Here is a 13,440-nt window from a genome sequence, read left to right on the forward strand (position 1 = left end):
AGCCGTATGAAGATAATACCTGCAAGACAATAAAAACCCTTGGAGCCGGCCGGATATCCCCAAAGGTTTTTGACATATTTCATTTAAATGTCTTTCTTTTCAGATGTCTTTCTTTCTATATATATTATATGTCCGCAGGCTGGTATTGTTTACTCAAAATAAACCACAGTCAGATACTGCCCTGCATGGATGGTGTCCTTCTTCAGTCCATTCATCTGTTTGAGCTGACTCACATACTCGTCCATACTCATGGAACTGCCCTCCCTGTACTGGCTGGCAATCCCCCACAGACTGTCACCTTCCTGGATACGGACACTCTTATAATAGGGAGTGGTCCTGTTCCCCTCCTCCTTAGCCATGGAAGTAAACATGGTGCGTCCCATAATAATGGAAACAAACAGTAAAACCGTAAAACATGTAGCTGTCAACCTTCTCTTTCTCACTCTCATATGGCAACCTCCCTGAGGCGGTTCCTTCTTGCGCGCAATACAGAACGTCTGTTCTTTTGTATATTCATACTATACTACCAGAACAAATGTTTGTCAAGGGCTGCAGGCAAAAAAACGAACAAAGGTTTGCATTTTCATCGAACATATGTTACTATAAATATAGAAAACGCAGGAGGTTGATTATGGCACAGGATAAAATTACTTCTAAGCAGCAGGAGATTTTAGAATACATCAAAGATACCATTTTAAAGAAGGGATATCCGCCGGCTGTGCGGGAGATTTGCGAGGCAGTACATTTAAAGTCCACCTCTTCCGTCCACTCCCATCTGTCCGCCCTGGAGGAAAAGGGCTACATACGGCGTGACCCCACCAAACCCAGGACCATTGAGATTTTAGACGACACCTTCAACTTTAACCGCAGAGAGATGGTAAACATACCTCTTATCGGAACCGTTGCCGCCGGAGAACCCATCCTTGCAGAGGAGCGGATTGAGGATTACTTCCCATTTCCTGCAGAGATTCTTCCCAACGCGGAGACGTTCATGCTGACGGTCAAGGGAGAAAGCATGGTGGGCGCCGGAATCCTGCCCGGCGACAAGCTAATTGTGGAGCAGTGTCCCACGGCTGCCAACGGAGAGATTGTGGTGGCCCTGGTAGATGACTCAGCCACTGTCAAACGTTTTTATAAAGAGAACGGGCATTACCGCCTCCAGCCTGAGAACGACGCCATGGAGCCCATTATTACGGATTCCGTGGAGATACTGGGCAAGGTGATTGGACTGGTCCGCATGATGTAGGTACGGGTGCCTTTTATACCCCCACAGAAAGAACGGATATACAGAAGTCCCATACAGGCAGACTTCGTATATCCGTTCTTATCGTTTCCCAACTAGTTTCAGTTCCTATTGATTACAGCTCGTTCACATCCACAAACGTCTTTCCATCCCTCCAGATTCGCTCCAAATCGTAGAACAATCTGTCTTCCCTGCAGAAGATGTGGACAATTACATCCTTGTAATCCATCAGAATCCAGTTTGCATTCTGGTAGCCCTCAATCTGCTTGCACTCACAGCCGGCCTTTTCCAGGATTTCTTCCACATTATCAGCCATGGCCTGCACCTGGTTGGCATTGCTTCCGTCAGCAATTATAAAATAATCCGCCAGGACGGATACGGACTGGATATCAATGATTTTGATGTCCTCCCCCTTTTTATCGCTGAGAGCCTGATATGCCAGTTTCACCATTTCTTTTGAGTTCATCGCGTTCTCCTTTCACTTTCTTAAAATATTCATATGCCTGCTCCGTCATAGGGTCAATGCTTCCGCCCTTTTTTTCCAGATAATCCAGGGTTCCTGCCAATATGGCATACATGGTCTCATCCAGGTCCTCATAGGCCATCCGCCTTATTACCGGCAGATTCTCGGCCTTGTAGCGCCTGGGTTCTATATAATCCGCTATATAGAGGATTTTATCCAGGATTGTCATGTCCGGCCTGCCGGTGGTATGGCAGCCAATGGCATCCAGGATTTCCCGGTCCGTAATCTGGTACTTGTGCTCTGCCAGCCATTCCCCGTATTTTGCATGAAGCACGGGCAGGGCCTTGTACTCTGCATCCGTCACTTCCAGACCATGTTTCAAACATTTTTTTAATATGATATCATCCGAATACCGTTTCCCGCAGTCATGCATCAGTCCGGCCAGCTCCGCCTTGTCCAGGTCGAAACCGTAGCGCATGGCAAGATTCATGCAGGTGTAGGACACGCTCAGGGAATGCTCGTAGCGCATGGGCGCCAGCCTTCTCTTAAGGTCTTTCCTGAATATCATAATCTGGCTACATTGGTTTTCCATACAATCACTCTCCTTTGCCGTCCAGGACCGGGTTCCCGGCGCCGAACCTGTACAGTCCATGGTCCATAATATATTCTTCCACTGCATCCGGCACAAATCCATGGATAGAATACCCGTCAGCCACAGCCGCCCTTATCTCCTCCGAGGACACATCCATCTCACTGCACCGGATAGGGTAAATCCTTGCCCCATACCTGGAAGTAAGGTATTCAATCTGCCGTTCAAAGGGCTGGTGTTTATCATGGTAGGCCCGTCCGGCCACCAGGAGCACTGCCAGCTTCATGACCAGCTCCGGGTGGAACCACTGCTCAATCTGATACAGGGAATCTGCTCCTATAATGAAATAGAACTCATCCTCCCTGTATTCCCCGCGAAGGAGGGACAGGGTCTGGGCCGTATAGGTATTTCCCTCACGCTTCAGTTCAAAATCCGAATACAGAAAATAGGGAGTATCTGCAATGGCCAGTTTAACCATACGCTCACGCATCTCTCCCTCGGTAATTTTATGATTTTTTTTGTGGGGCGGATTACCTGCCGGCATAAACCAGACCGCATCCAGCCCAAACTGCTCATAAGCTTCCCTGCCAAGCCGCAGGTGACCGTTGTGGATGGGGTCAAAGGTCCCCCCCAGTATTCCTATCTTTGCCAAACAAATCCCTTCTTCACATACCTTAACCGGTACCTGTCCGTCTATTTCACCGGCAGCACAATCTTACGTTTCTTTTCCTCTTTGGCAGGACGGTAAAGAACGATTTTCCTGCCAATGACCTGGACCACCTGTGAATGCGTGCGCTCTGCCAGGACATCTGCGATGGAACCGCCGTCGTCCAGACAATTCTTGAGCACCGTCACCTTAATCAGTTCCCTTGCTTCCAGGGCCTCGTCCACTGCCTGGGTAATCTCCGGCGTAAGGCTGGATTTTCCAATCTGAAATACAGGGTCGATGGTCATGGCCAGGCCTTTTAAATAGGCTCTCTGCTTGCTTGTCATAATAACTCCTTCTATTTGTAATAATCAAACTCCAGCCCATACATACGGACCGTGTCGCCTTCCTCAATCCCGGCCTTCTCCAGGTCGTCCAGGATTCCCGTATTCTTAAGGAACTTCTGGAAGAAATCAAATCCCTTCTCAGAATCCAGGTTGGTGTATCCGAGCATCTTGTCGATTCTGGGACCTTCCACCACATAGGCGCCGTCATCCGCCCTGGTCACGGTATAGGGCAGGTTCCTGTCGCCCTGGTACTGGACCTCAAATTCCTTTTCAAATACAACCGGCGCATCATCCACGGTCTTAAGCAGGTCATTGATATGGTACAGAAGCTCCTTTACGCCCTTTCTGCTGACAGCAGATATGGGGAATACCTTAATGCCCTTTGGCTCAAATTCTTTTCTCAGCTCGTCAACTATAATGTCCGTATCTTCCTCTGCATACACTGCGTCCATCTTATTGGCAGCAATGACCTGAGGACGCTTTAACAGCTCCGGATTATAAGCTTCCAGCTCCTGGTTAATGGTCCTAATGTCCTCCAGAGGGTCCCTGCCCTCCACGGAAGCGCCGTCCACCACATGGACCAGGACCTTGGTGCGCTCAATGTGCTTTAAGAATGCATGTCCCAGGCCAATGCCCTCTGAGGCGCCCTCTATCAGGCCCGGGATATCCGCCATGACAAATCCGGCCCCGTCCCCCAGGTCCACCACGCCCAGATGGGGATTCAGTGTGGTGAAATGGTAATTTGCAATCTCAGGCTTTGCATTGCTGACAACGGACAGCAGCGTGGATTTACCTACATTGGGAAAGCCCACCAGGCCCACGTCCGCAATTACTTTAAGCTCCAACTGCACCCACAGCTCTGCGCCGGGCTGTCCCGGCTGCGCATACTTGGGCACCTGCATGGTCGATGTTGCAAAATGCATATTCCCAAGACCGCCCCTGCCGCCTCTTAAGATGACTTCCCGCTGGTTGTCACCGGACATATCGGCAATGACCTTTCCTGTCTCGAAATCTTTGAGCACCGTTCCCTCCGGCACCTTCACAATCAGGTCATCGGCATCTGCTCCATGGCAGCGCTTCTTTCCGCCTTCCTGGCCGTCCTTTGCAATGTACTTGCGCACATGCCGGAAGTCCACCAGGGTGTTTTTTCCTTTGTCTACCTGGAAAATGACGTCGCCTCCGCGGCCACCGTCACCTCCGTCAGGACCGCCGTTGGGAACATACAGCTCGCGTCTGAAGGACACGTGGCCGTCTCCGCCCTTACCGGATTTAATAAATATTTTTGCGCTATCGGCAAACATACACAGTACCTCCTGTGGTGTGAAAAAGAGCCCCATACGCTAAGTATGGAGCCCTTCGAAATTATTCGTTGATTGCCCTTGGGTATACAGAAACCTGCTTTCTGTCTCTGCCCTTTCTTTCAAACTTAACAACTCCGTCTACTAAAGCGAATAAGGTATCATCGCCACCCCTGCCTACGTTGTTGCCAGGATGAATATGGGTTCCGCGCTGCCTGTACAGAATGTTGCCAGCCAGTACGAACTGTCCGTCGGCTCTCTTAGCGCCAAGTCTCTTGGCCTCGGAGTCTCTACCGTTCTTGGTAGAACCAACACCTTTCTTATGAGCGAATAACTGAAGGTTCATCTTTAACATGTGTTACACCTCCTTAAACTTCACGTTAATATATGATTTCCCGTAATCCCTCTCAATATTCTGAAGTCCCAGGATAAAAGAGTTCATCAGGAGCTTTGATTCAGGACTTATATCTGAAGTGAAACGGAATTCAAACGAACCGCTCTCTCCCGCCCCGCCTTCAAATCCATCTTCCGTAAATGCCTCCACTGAATTGAAAAAGTTAAGAGCCAGGGCCGAAACCGCCGCGCAGATGATATCCTCACCCTCCCCGGCATACCCGGCATGTCCCTCCATCACAACCCCTGTGTAAACAGCATTGCCTGAATCTGTGGATTTCTTGAATACGGTTGTTTTAATCATATCATTTACAATTAAGCGTTGATTTTTTCAATCTTCACCTGAGTATAAAGCTGTCTGTGGCCGTTTTTCTTGTGATAGCCAGTCTTTCTCTTATACTTGTAAACGATGACTTTTTTAGCCTTACCTTCCTTCTCAACTGTTGCTGTAACAGTTGCGCCGGAAACGGTTGGGCATCCAATCTGCAGCTCGCCGTTGTTTACAACCAGCACCTGGTCAAATGTTACGGTCTCGCCTGCGCCTGCGCCCAGTCTCTCTACCTTAATGACATCGCCTTCTGCTACCTTGTACTGCTTTCCGCCTGTTGCTATAATCGCGTACATGAAAGGCACCTCCTATTATCATTACTCGCCAGCTTCGGTGACCTGCCTTTTTCAAGGAAAAACAGGCAGACTCTTACAACCCCGCTGTGCGGCATACTGGTATATCATAGCATTTTCCTTTTCCGATGTCAACCGGAATTTCCAGTTTTTTTGTCAGTTTTTTGTCAGTTTGACACCAGTTCCACTGCGCCCGCGTCAAAGAGCTCCAGATACTGGCCTTCCCCAATATTGATTGTGACCGGCTCAAACAGCGCTCCGTATTCATCTATATAATCATAGTAATATCTCACATCATTGTACAGGGCATAATAACCGCCGCCCGAGGTAAGGGGCGTGATGCGGTATGTGCCCGGCTCCATATCCCGTCCCGCCTTGTACATGCCGGTTGTCCCCAGGGTAATGCCCGCGCGGTCCGCCTCCACCGCATATCCCTTTGTGATTACCAGGTGCTGTCCCTTATAAAGGGTAATCAGGCCGTGGTGCTGGAACCGGAAGGTTCCGATACGCCGCTCATCGGTATCATCCTTATACAACGTAATGGTACAAGTGGAATAAGCGTTCTGCTCCGATGTGTCCTCCGTAAAGACCGCATATTCCCCCGGCGGAATGTCCCGGCCGATGACATAGCTTCCCGGACCATAGGCAACTGCACCGGTTGATGCTTCTGTATTCTCTGTATTCTCTGTTTGCCCCGCTTGCCCCGCTTCACCGGCCCATGATACGGCCGGGTATGCCGATGCCAGCGAAAGCGCCAGAACCAGAGCGCTGATGCCCCTTATGCCTTTTGTGAATCTTATCAATCCGTTTCCTCCTTCACGATAATTCCCTTACACGCCAAACATGTATTGTGCGCGGTTTTCTTTCCTCATGGATTTCTTATGGAAATCATACCCCGGAGGTCGGGATTCGTCAATGAAAGTCACTGTTTTTTCACCTGCATTTCACAATTACACATCTTAGCTCCGTTTCCAGGTTCCGGGAGACAGCAGCACCAGCATGGGGAACAGCTCCAGCCTGCCGGCCAGCATATCGAATATGAGCACGGTCTTGGACAGGTAGGACATCATGGAATAGTTGGATGCCGGACCCACCACGGACATACCGGGACCAATGTTGTTCAGGTTGGCTGCCACTGCCGAGAATGAGGTCATGAAGTCGTAATTGTCCAGACTCACTATCAGGGTGGATACGCCGAATATCATAAAATAAACAATAATATAGGCGTTAAGGGACCTGAGGGTATTGTGCTCCAGAGGCTTTCCCTCGAACTTAAGCACCTTCACGCTGCGTGGATGGATGACAGACGCCATCTCCTTTTTTATTTCCTTAAATGCAATCATAACACGGGACACCTTCATGCCTCCGCCCGTGCTGCCTGCGCACGCTCCGATAAACATGATAAGCAGCAGAATGGTCTTGGAAAACTCCGGCCAGCTGTTGTAGTCAATGGTGGAGTACCCCGTGGTGGTGATAATGGAGGAAACCTGGAACGCCGCCTGATGGAAGGCCATAAACAGGGACGGGAACAGGCTGCGGATATTGATGGTGATAAGCAGGATGGATATGGCCACCACAGCCAGATATCCCCTCAGCTCCTCGCACCGTCCCGCATCCTTGGGCCTGCGTATGAGCAGCAGGTAGTACACGTTGAAATTCACGCCGAACAGCAGCATGAAAATAGTAATGACAGCCTGCTGGTACACCGTGTAATCCGCCTGTCCTGAATTACGGCAGGCAAAGCCTCCTGTACCGGCAGCGCCGAAGCTCATGCAGATACTGTCAAATAAAGGCATTTTTCCCAGCAGCAGAAGGACCATCATGACGATGGTCATCCAAAAATATATGGAATACAGCAGCTTGGCCGTGATGCGTATTTTAGGCACCAGCTTTCCCACGGAAGGACCGGGACTCTCCGCCCGCATAATATGCATATTATAATCACCTGCCATGGGCAGGATTGCCAGGATAAACACCAGTATCCCCATGCCGCCAATCCAGTGGGAAAAGCTTCTCCACATCAGGGTGGCATGGGACATATCCTCCACCTTGGGAATGATGCTGGACCCGGTGGTGGTAAAACCGGATACAATTTCAAACATAGCGTCAATGATATGGGGAATCTCTCCGCTTATGACAAAGGGCATGCACCCAAAAAAGCTCAAAACAATCCATCCCAGGGAAACCGTCACAAATCCTTCCCTTGCAAAAAACATCTTTGTGCAGGGCTTTTTCCTGGTGCACAGAAATCCCAGCAGGCCGCAGACTGCGGCAACGCCCAGGTAGATGAACCCAATGCTTTCCCTGTAAATAACAGCCGTAATGACCGGCAGGGTCATGAAAATGGCCTCCATATTCATAATCCAGCCCAGCATATATATGATTATACTCCGATTCATGTCCAGCCCGCCTTTACATTAAGATATCCTTTAAGTCGTTAAGCCCTGTGTGGGTGGTCACAATAATAACCGTGTCCCCTGCCTCCAGGGTATCCTTGCCTCGGGGCATGATGATGCGGCCGTTGCGGTTGATGCATGCCACCAGCAGGTTATTTCTGGTCTTCAGTTTTTCCAGAGGAATCCCCAGCACAGGCGAATCCCCCCTGACCCTGAATTCCAGCGCCTCTGCCTTATCAGCCACGATTTTATACAGAGTCTCTATATTGCTGCCCATGGAATTCTGCATGGCCCTTACATACTGCAGGATGATATCGGCTGTCAGCATTTTCGGGTATATGACGCTTCCCAGATTCAGGGCGTTGATTACATTTTCAAAGGCAATCTTATTGACCTTGGTAACCAGCTTGGCCTTGGACTGGCTGGCTGCATACAGGGACAGCAGGATGTTTTCCTCATCAAAGCCGGTAAGGGAGGCAAACGCCTCTGTCTGGCGGATTCCCTCCTCCAAAAGCAGCTTCTGGTCCGAACCATCCCCGTGTATAATCATGGCGTGGGGAAGAATTTCGCTTAAAATCCTGCACCGCTCCTCATCCTGCTCTATGATTTTAATCTTCATCTTGGAATCGGCCAGGGCTTTGGCCAGGTATACGGTCAGCTTTCCGCCACCCACAAACATGGCGGAATTAACCGCGTTGTTCTCAATGCCCGCCTTGCGGAAGAATTCAGCGCAGTCCGCATGGGGTGCGATAAAGGATATCTTGTCCCCGCCCCTCATCTCAAAGTTGCCGTCGGGAATCACCACGTCATCCCCCCGTTCCACGGCGCAAATCAGCACATTGCTCTTCAGGCGGCTTACCACATCCATCACCTTCATCCGGTCCAGGATGGAATCCTTGGGAATCAGGAATTTGAGAAGCTCTATCCTGCCCTTGGCAAACAGCTCAATCTTGATGGCATTTGGAAAACGCAGCAGCCTGGCAATCTCCCTGGCGGCTGCCAGCTCCGGATTAATGGCCAGGGAAAGGTTCAGCTCCTCCCTGATATAGTTGATTTCCGCCGAATATTCAGGGTTGCGGATACGGGCAATGGTATGGCAGTTTCCTGCTTTCTTTGCAATCAAACAGCAGAGCATGTTCAGCTCATCTGAGTTGGTGGTGGCGATAAGCAAATCAGCTTCCTTGATTCCCGCCTCCATCTGTACCTGGTACACGGCTCCGTTACCGGTGACGCTCATGACATCCGTACTGTCTGAAATGGATTGAAGCGCCTCGCTGTCACAGTCAATCAGCGTAATATCGTGGTTTTCCCTGTTCAGCTGCTCTGCCAGTGTGGTTCCCACTTTGCCGCAGCCTACAATTATGATTTTCATATTTCTTCCCCTTTATCCCCTTTTGTATTGTCATATTCCCACCTGTTCGTGGAGCGGCCTCCTCACCTTTTTCCTGGTAAGCTCCACCAGGTTCAAAGCAGTCATGTCCACCACCGTGGTCTTTACCGGGTCATTCGAAACAACATCCCCTAAATGGGCAAGAAGGGTCTTCCTGTCCTCTTCCCTTTCCATATCAATAAAATCCACAATAATAATGCCGGAAAGGTTACGCAGCCTCAGCTGCCGTCCAATTTCATCCGCAGCCTCCATATTTATCTTGTATATGGTGTCCTGCATGTTTTTCCTGCCTGAATACTTTCCCGTATTCACATCAATGACCGTCATGGCCTCCGTAGGCTCTATGACCAGATAGCCCCCGGACTTAAGCCACACATTCTTTCCCAGCGCCTTTTCAAACGCATTCTCCAGGCTGTACAGCTTGCCAAGGGGCAGGAGGGCGTCCGTATAAAAGGTCAGGCGTCCCAAATCTTCCCTCTGGTATGCCTCCAGATACTCCTTAAGCTCCCTGTGGTACTCAGGCACATCTGTAATTATTTCCTCCAGGGAACCCCCAAAGGAATCACGTATGGCTGCAATATAGCCCGGCAGCGCCCTGTAAAGGCAGCTGTAGCAGACCCTGCAGGCAGCCTCCGCAGAAAGTCTCCGCCATGTCTGCCTCAGTGCAGCCAGTTCCTCCAATACGGTATGGTCCTCCGCCGTACCCGCATTGGTCCGCACAATGACACCCAGGCAGGTTTCCCCTTCCAGGTCATGTTCCAGCAGGGAACGAAGCCTTGCCTTATAGGCGGTATCCCGGATTTTAGCGGAAAAGCCGATTCCGGGCTTTCCCACCGTCAGCACGCAGTACCGCCCTGTGAAGGACAGGCGCTCTGAAACCACCGGGGCCTTTGTCTTTACCGCGTCCTTGCTGACCTGCACCACCAGCTCATCGCCGGCCTTAAGCCGTTCCGGCTTCCAGCGCTCCTGCAGGCTGTAGTATCCGGTGCATCCCGGTCCTATGTCAATAAAGGCGGCATTGATATTGCTTACCACCTTCTGCACCTTGCCGATATAGATATTGCCCAGCAGGGAGTCGGCGGTATCCGGCTCCAGCATAAGCTGCTTTACCTTTCCATCGGATACCAGGGCCGTGCATACCTTATCCCCACGCCGGGTCACTACTAGTTTGTCCATTATCTGATTTCCTCACCCAGCTGTTCCAGCGATACAAAGGAATGAATCCCGGCCTCCTTCTCAGCCTCAGAAGCCCTGTCCGCATACACCTCTTCCCGCTGTACCATGAAGGCAAAGGGCGGGCGTTCCTCCCCCAGGAACCCGTAATATGCATCCAGCACCTGTTCCGGCTTCACATTGGCAGCGCTGCCAGCGGATATCTTCATGAACAGGCGGGGGCCTTCCATTTCACCGTCCCCCTCAGGACAGATTCTCAGTTCATAAACCAGGGGCTTTAAGTCCATCTCCTTTTCCCCGCGCTTGGTCTTCTTTGTCACCATGACGCTGGGACGCTCAAAAAAAGCAATCAGCCCCTGAAACCACTGTTCCTTATCCATGTCTCCGGGCTCATATCCCGGCCTGAAGGCCAGGGTATAATCCCCTGCCCCGACTATGGACATGGCGTTGGCAGCATCATCCGGCAGACGCCGGTAGCTTACAATCTCAAAGCCCTCTGACATTACCGCGTTCAGGCGTTCCCTCATGGTTTCCGAATCCCCGGTGGAGGACACCTCTATGTCCACGTACTCGCCGTTGCTGGTGATTCCCACTCCCAAAGGGGCTGCAAAGGACATAATCTGATGCGGGGAAAATCCCCCGCTGTAGCAGATATCCACATCCGACCTGCGGATGGCCTTCTGGAAATAACGCATAACATCCAGATGGCCGATGAACTTCATTGTTCCATATTTTCTGAATTTAATCCGAATTTTCATTTATCCTATTCCTTTATAGTTTCATAACAAACGCCGCAGCCAAAATCCCTGGCTCCGCAGCCTGAACATCTCTGACGGCAGTTAGGCGTCACTTCTTCCTTCACAGCATGGTTCCACTCACGAATCAGGAACTCCTTTGACACGCCTGCGTCAATGAAGTCCCATGGGAACACCTCGTCGGGGCTCCGCTCCCTGGTGGTATAAAACCCGATATCCACGCCGCAGGTTTCAAATGCCTTCATCCAAACGTCATTCTTAAAATATTCGGACCAGGAATCGTAGATGGCCCCTGTGCGGTAGGCTTCTTCTATGACAGCGCCCACCCTTCGGTCGCCTCTGGCCAGCACGCCCTCCAGCACGGTAAGCTCTGCCTCATGCCAGTTATATTTGAGGCTCTTAAAGTTCTTCATTTCACGGAACTTGCCCCGGACAATGTTGGCCCTTTCAATGAATTCTTCCTTTGTGCACATCCTGGCCCACTGGAACGGCGTAAAGGGCTTTGGCACAAAGAAGGATGAGCTGGCCACAATCTGTACCTTGCCGTTTCTCTGGTCCTTGGGGATATCGTAATAGGCTTCCGCAATCTTTTCAGACAGCAGCGCAATTCCCTCCATATCCTCCACTGTCTCCGTGGGAAGTCCCAGCATGAAATACAGCTTCACCCGGTTCCATCCCGACGCAAAGGCATCGGCGGCTCCCTTCAGAATCACTTCCTCTGTCAGTCCCTTATTGATAACATCCCGCAGCCGCTGGGAGCCGGCCTCCGGCGCAAAGGTAAGACTGCTCTTTTTCACGTCCTGGACCTTGCTCATGACGTCCAGTGAAAATGCGTCGATGCGCAGGGACGGCAGGGAGATATTCACGCCCTTGCCCTTGAATTCATCAATGAGGAAATTGACCAGGCCCTCTAACTGGCTGTAATCGCTGGAGCTAAGGGAGCTTAAGGATATCTCCTCATGGCCCGTGCTCTTAAGCATGTCGTTGGCGTAATGCTTCAGGTATTCCAGGCTGTGCTCCCTGAGGGGCCTGTACACACAGCCGGCCTGGCAGAACCGGCAGCCGCGGATACAGCCCCGCTGAATCTCCAGCACCACCCTGTCCTGGGTTACTTTGATAAACGGCACCAGCGGCTTTTCGATATAGCCCACGCTGTCCATATCGGTTACGATTTGTTTTTTAACAACCGGCATGGCATGTTCATTGTTAGGCTGAAAACATTCAATGGTCCCGTCTTCCTTATATGTCACATCATAAAAAGCAGGCACATATATGCCCGGTATCTCTGCCGCCATTTCCAGGAACTGCTTCCTGGTGCCGCCGGCCTTCTTATTCTCCTTATATCGGTCCATCAGTTCAAAATAAGCAGTCTCTCCCTCACCGATGTAAAACAGGTCGAAAAAATCAGCCAGCGGTTCCGGATTATAGGCGCAGGGGCCTCCCCCTATGACGATGGGGTAATCCTCCGTCCTGTCACAGGCATGAAGGGGAATCTGTGAAAGGTCCAGAATCTGGAGCACATTGGTGTAGCACATCTCGTACTGAAGGGTAATTCCAAGGAAATCAAAATTCTTTACCGGTTCCTGTGTTTCCAGGGTAAAGAGGGGTATCTTATTTTCCCTGAGTATGGGGTCCAGGTCCATCCACGGGGAATAGACGCGCTCGCAGTAAATATCCTCCCGGTTGTTGAACATGGAATACAGAATCTGGATGCCCAGGTGGGACATGCCGATTTCGTATACATCCGGGAAACACATGGCAAATCGGATGTCCACCTTAGATGGGTCCTTATTTGTCATGTTCACCTCCCCGCCGATATAGCGGGCAGGCTGCTGGATATTTAGTAATATTTCATCAGGTAACGCTAGTTTTCTCATAGAACATCGTCCTTAATTTGGTAGTATTGCACAAAAATCTGTGCTTGTTTTTTTGCTATTTCAAGTGTTGAAAAGAGCTGGAAATTTCACTTTTTATGCTCCTGTTTCGGCCGAAAATACCGGCTTTTCAAGCGGTTTTTGTCCCTTTTACGACAACTTTGAATTTTCGGACAAAACGAAACAATTCAACATCATGCATAATTATAGTTGATATTTCGGTATTAAGCAATACATTTCACGCAAGCTCTT

16 protein-coding genes are annotated in these 13,440 nt (G+C 50.5%); 1 reads left to right on the plus strand and 15 read right to left on the minus strand.

The genetic code is table 11. The features are described from left to right. Window positions 1-149: 149 nt before the first annotated feature. A complete protein-coding gene (locus tag FGS84_RS07370) occupies window positions 150-449 on the minus strand; it encodes a LysM peptidoglycan-binding domain-containing protein (RefSeq protein WP_138307139.1) in 300 nt (99 codons plus the stop codon). Window positions 450-631: 182 nt separating this feature from the next. On the opposite strand from FGS84_RS07370, the gene lexA reads away from it, so the two are divergent. Beyond that, the gene (gene lexA / locus FGS84_RS07375; protein ID WP_138307141.1) at window positions 632-1,246 is read left to right on the plus strand and encodes a transcriptional repressor LexA; all 615 of its coding nucleotides are present in this window, start codon (window positions 632-634) and stop codon (window positions 1,244-1,246) included. Window positions 1,247-1,358: 112 nt separating this feature from the next. Here lexA and rsfS read toward each other — a convergent pair whose 3' ends face one another. From rsfS to FGS84_RS07445, 14 genes are all read right to left on the minus strand, one after another. Then, on the minus strand, window positions 1,359-1,709 hold the full coding sequence (rsfS, locus tag FGS84_RS07380; protein WP_138307143.1) for a ribosome silencing factor: 351 nt from the start codon (window positions 1,707-1,709) through the stop codon (window positions 1,359-1,361). Next, window positions 1,660-2,298, minus strand: coding sequence for a bis(5'-nucleosyl)-tetraphosphatase (symmetrical) YqeK (gene yqeK, locus FGS84_RS07385; RefSeq protein WP_138307145.1), 639 nt, complete (start codon window positions 2,296-2,298; stop codon window positions 1,660-1,662). The genes rsfS and yqeK overlap by 50 nt, the downstream gene beginning before the upstream one ends. Window positions 2,299-2,302: 4 nt before the next feature. Then, window positions 2,303-2,947 (minus strand): nicotinate-nucleotide adenylyltransferase, encoded by a 645-nt coding sequence (nadD, locus tag FGS84_RS07390; RefSeq protein WP_138307147.1) that lies wholly within the window; start codon window positions 2,945-2,947, stop codon window positions 2,303-2,305. 41 nt (window positions 2,948-2,988) lie between these two features. Next, on the minus strand, window positions 2,989-3,288 hold the full coding sequence (gene yhbY, locus FGS84_RS07395) for a ribosome assembly RNA-binding protein YhbY (RefSeq protein WP_138307150.1): 300 nt from the start codon (window positions 3,286-3,288) through the stop codon (window positions 2,989-2,991). Between the two features lie 11 nt (window positions 3,289-3,299). Continuing rightward, window positions 3,300-4,589, minus strand: coding sequence for a GTPase ObgE (gene obgE, locus FGS84_RS07400; RefSeq protein WP_138307152.1), 1,290 nt, complete (start codon window positions 4,587-4,589; stop codon window positions 3,300-3,302). 61 nt (window positions 4,590-4,650) lie between these two features. Continuing rightward, entirely contained in the window at window positions 4,651-4,941 is a 291-nt protein-coding gene (rpmA, locus tag FGS84_RS07405) for a 50S ribosomal protein L27 (RefSeq protein ID WP_002567613.1), read from the minus strand. Between the two features lie 3 nt (window positions 4,942-4,944). Next, complete coding sequence (locus tag FGS84_RS07410; protein WP_138307153.1) at window positions 4,945-5,283, minus strand: ribosomal-processing cysteine protease Prp; 339 nt, start codon at window positions 5,281-5,283, stop codon at window positions 4,945-4,947. Between the two features lie 11 nt (window positions 5,284-5,294). Continuing rightward, window positions 5,295-5,603 carry a 50S ribosomal protein L21 gene (rplU, locus tag FGS84_RS07415; protein ID WP_002567611.1) on the minus strand — a complete coding sequence of 103 codons (309 nt, stop codon included), beginning with the start codon at window positions 5,601-5,603 and terminating at the stop codon, window positions 5,295-5,297. A gap of 164 nt (window positions 5,604-5,767) precedes the next feature. Next, window positions 5,768-6,403 carry a hypothetical protein gene (locus FGS84_RS07420; RefSeq protein ID WP_138307155.1) on the minus strand — a complete coding sequence of 212 codons (636 nt, stop codon included), beginning with the start codon at window positions 6,401-6,403 and terminating at the stop codon, window positions 5,768-5,770. Window positions 6,404-6,559: 156 nt separating this feature from the next. Continuing rightward, window positions 6,560-7,999, minus strand: coding sequence for a TrkH family potassium uptake protein (locus FGS84_RS07425; protein ID WP_138307157.1), 1,440 nt, complete (start codon window positions 7,997-7,999; stop codon window positions 6,560-6,562). A gap of 13 nt (window positions 8,000-8,012) precedes the next feature. Next, window positions 8,013-9,368 (minus strand): Trk system potassium transporter TrkA, encoded by a 1,356-nt coding sequence (trkA, locus tag FGS84_RS07430; protein WP_138307159.1) that lies wholly within the window; start codon window positions 9,366-9,368, stop codon window positions 8,013-8,015. 30 nt (window positions 9,369-9,398) lie between these two features. Beyond that, the gene (locus tag FGS84_RS07435) at window positions 9,399-10,562 is read right to left on the minus strand and encodes a ribonuclease E/G (protein ID WP_138307161.1); all 1,164 of its coding nucleotides are present in this window, start codon (window positions 10,560-10,562) and stop codon (window positions 9,399-9,401) included. Beyond that, on the minus strand, window positions 10,562-11,317 hold the full coding sequence (locus tag FGS84_RS07440; RefSeq protein WP_138307163.1) for a TIGR03936 family radical SAM-associated protein: 756 nt from the start codon (window positions 11,315-11,317) through the stop codon (window positions 10,562-10,564). Before FGS84_RS07440 ends, FGS84_RS07435 begins: the two co-directional genes overlap by 1 nt. Window positions 11,318-11,322: 5 nt before the next feature. Beyond that, complete coding sequence (locus FGS84_RS07445) at window positions 11,323-13,191, minus strand: TIGR03960 family B12-binding radical SAM protein (protein ID WP_138307165.1); 1,869 nt, start codon at window positions 13,189-13,191, stop codon at window positions 11,323-11,325. Window positions 13,192-13,440: the final 249 nt, after the last annotated feature.

This window comes from Clostridium sp. 1001271st1 H5 (genome assembly GCF_005845215.1).
Taxonomy (GTDB): domain Bacteria; phylum Bacillota; class Clostridia; order Lachnospirales; family Lachnospiraceae; genus Enterocloster.

Excerpts from the sequence above, each read along its gene's own strand:
- yqeK (WP_138307145.1), bottom strand. The coding sequence starts at position 2,298 with ATGGAAAACCAATGTAGCCAGATTATGATATTCAGGAAAGACCTTAAG.
- rpmA (WP_002567613.1), bottom strand. The coding sequence starts at position 4,941 with ATGTTAAAGATGAACCTTCAGTTATTCGCTCATAAGAAAGGTGTTGGT.
- obgE (WP_138307152.1), bottom strand. The coding sequence starts at position 4,589 with ATGTTTGCCGATAGCGCAAAAATATTTATTAAATCCGGTAAGGGCGGA.
- FGS84_RS07435 (WP_138307161.1), bottom strand. The coding sequence starts at position 10,562 with ATGGACAAACTAGTAGTGACCCGGCGTGGGGATAAGGTATGCACGGCC.
- trkA (WP_138307159.1), bottom strand. The coding sequence starts at position 9,368 with ATGAAAATCATAATTGTAGGCTGCGGCAAAGTGGGAACCACACTGGCA.
- yhbY (WP_138307150.1), bottom strand. The coding sequence starts at position 3,288 with ATGACAAGCAAGCAGAGAGCCTATTTAAAAGGCCTGGCCATGACCATC.
- FGS84_RS07445 (WP_138307165.1), bottom strand. The coding sequence starts at position 13,191 with ATGAGAAAACTAGCGTTACCTGATGAAATATTACTAAATATCCAGCAG.
- lexA (WP_138307141.1), top strand. The coding sequence starts at position 632 with ATGGCACAGGATAAAATTACTTCTAAGCAGCAGGAGATTTTAGAATAC.
- rplU (WP_002567611.1), bottom strand. The coding sequence starts at position 5,603 with ATGTACGCGATTATAGCAACAGGCGGAAAGCAGTACAAGGTAGCAGAA.
- FGS84_RS07370 (WP_138307139.1), bottom strand. The coding sequence starts at position 449 with ATGAGAGTGAGAAAGAGAAGGTTGACAGCTACATGTTTTACGGTTTTA.
- FGS84_RS07410 (WP_138307153.1), bottom strand. The coding sequence starts at position 5,283 with ATGATTAAAACAACCGTATTCAAGAAATCCACAGATTCAGGCAATGCT.
- rsfS (WP_138307143.1), bottom strand. The coding sequence starts at position 1,709 with ATGAACTCAAAAGAAATGGTGAAACTGGCATATCAGGCTCTCAGCGAT.
- FGS84_RS07425 (WP_138307157.1), bottom strand. The coding sequence starts at position 7,999 with ATGAATCGGAGTATAATCATATATATGCTGGGCTGGATTATGAATATG.
- FGS84_RS07440 (WP_138307163.1), bottom strand. The coding sequence starts at position 11,317 with ATGAAAATTCGGATTAAATTCAGAAAATATGGAACAATGAAGTTCATC.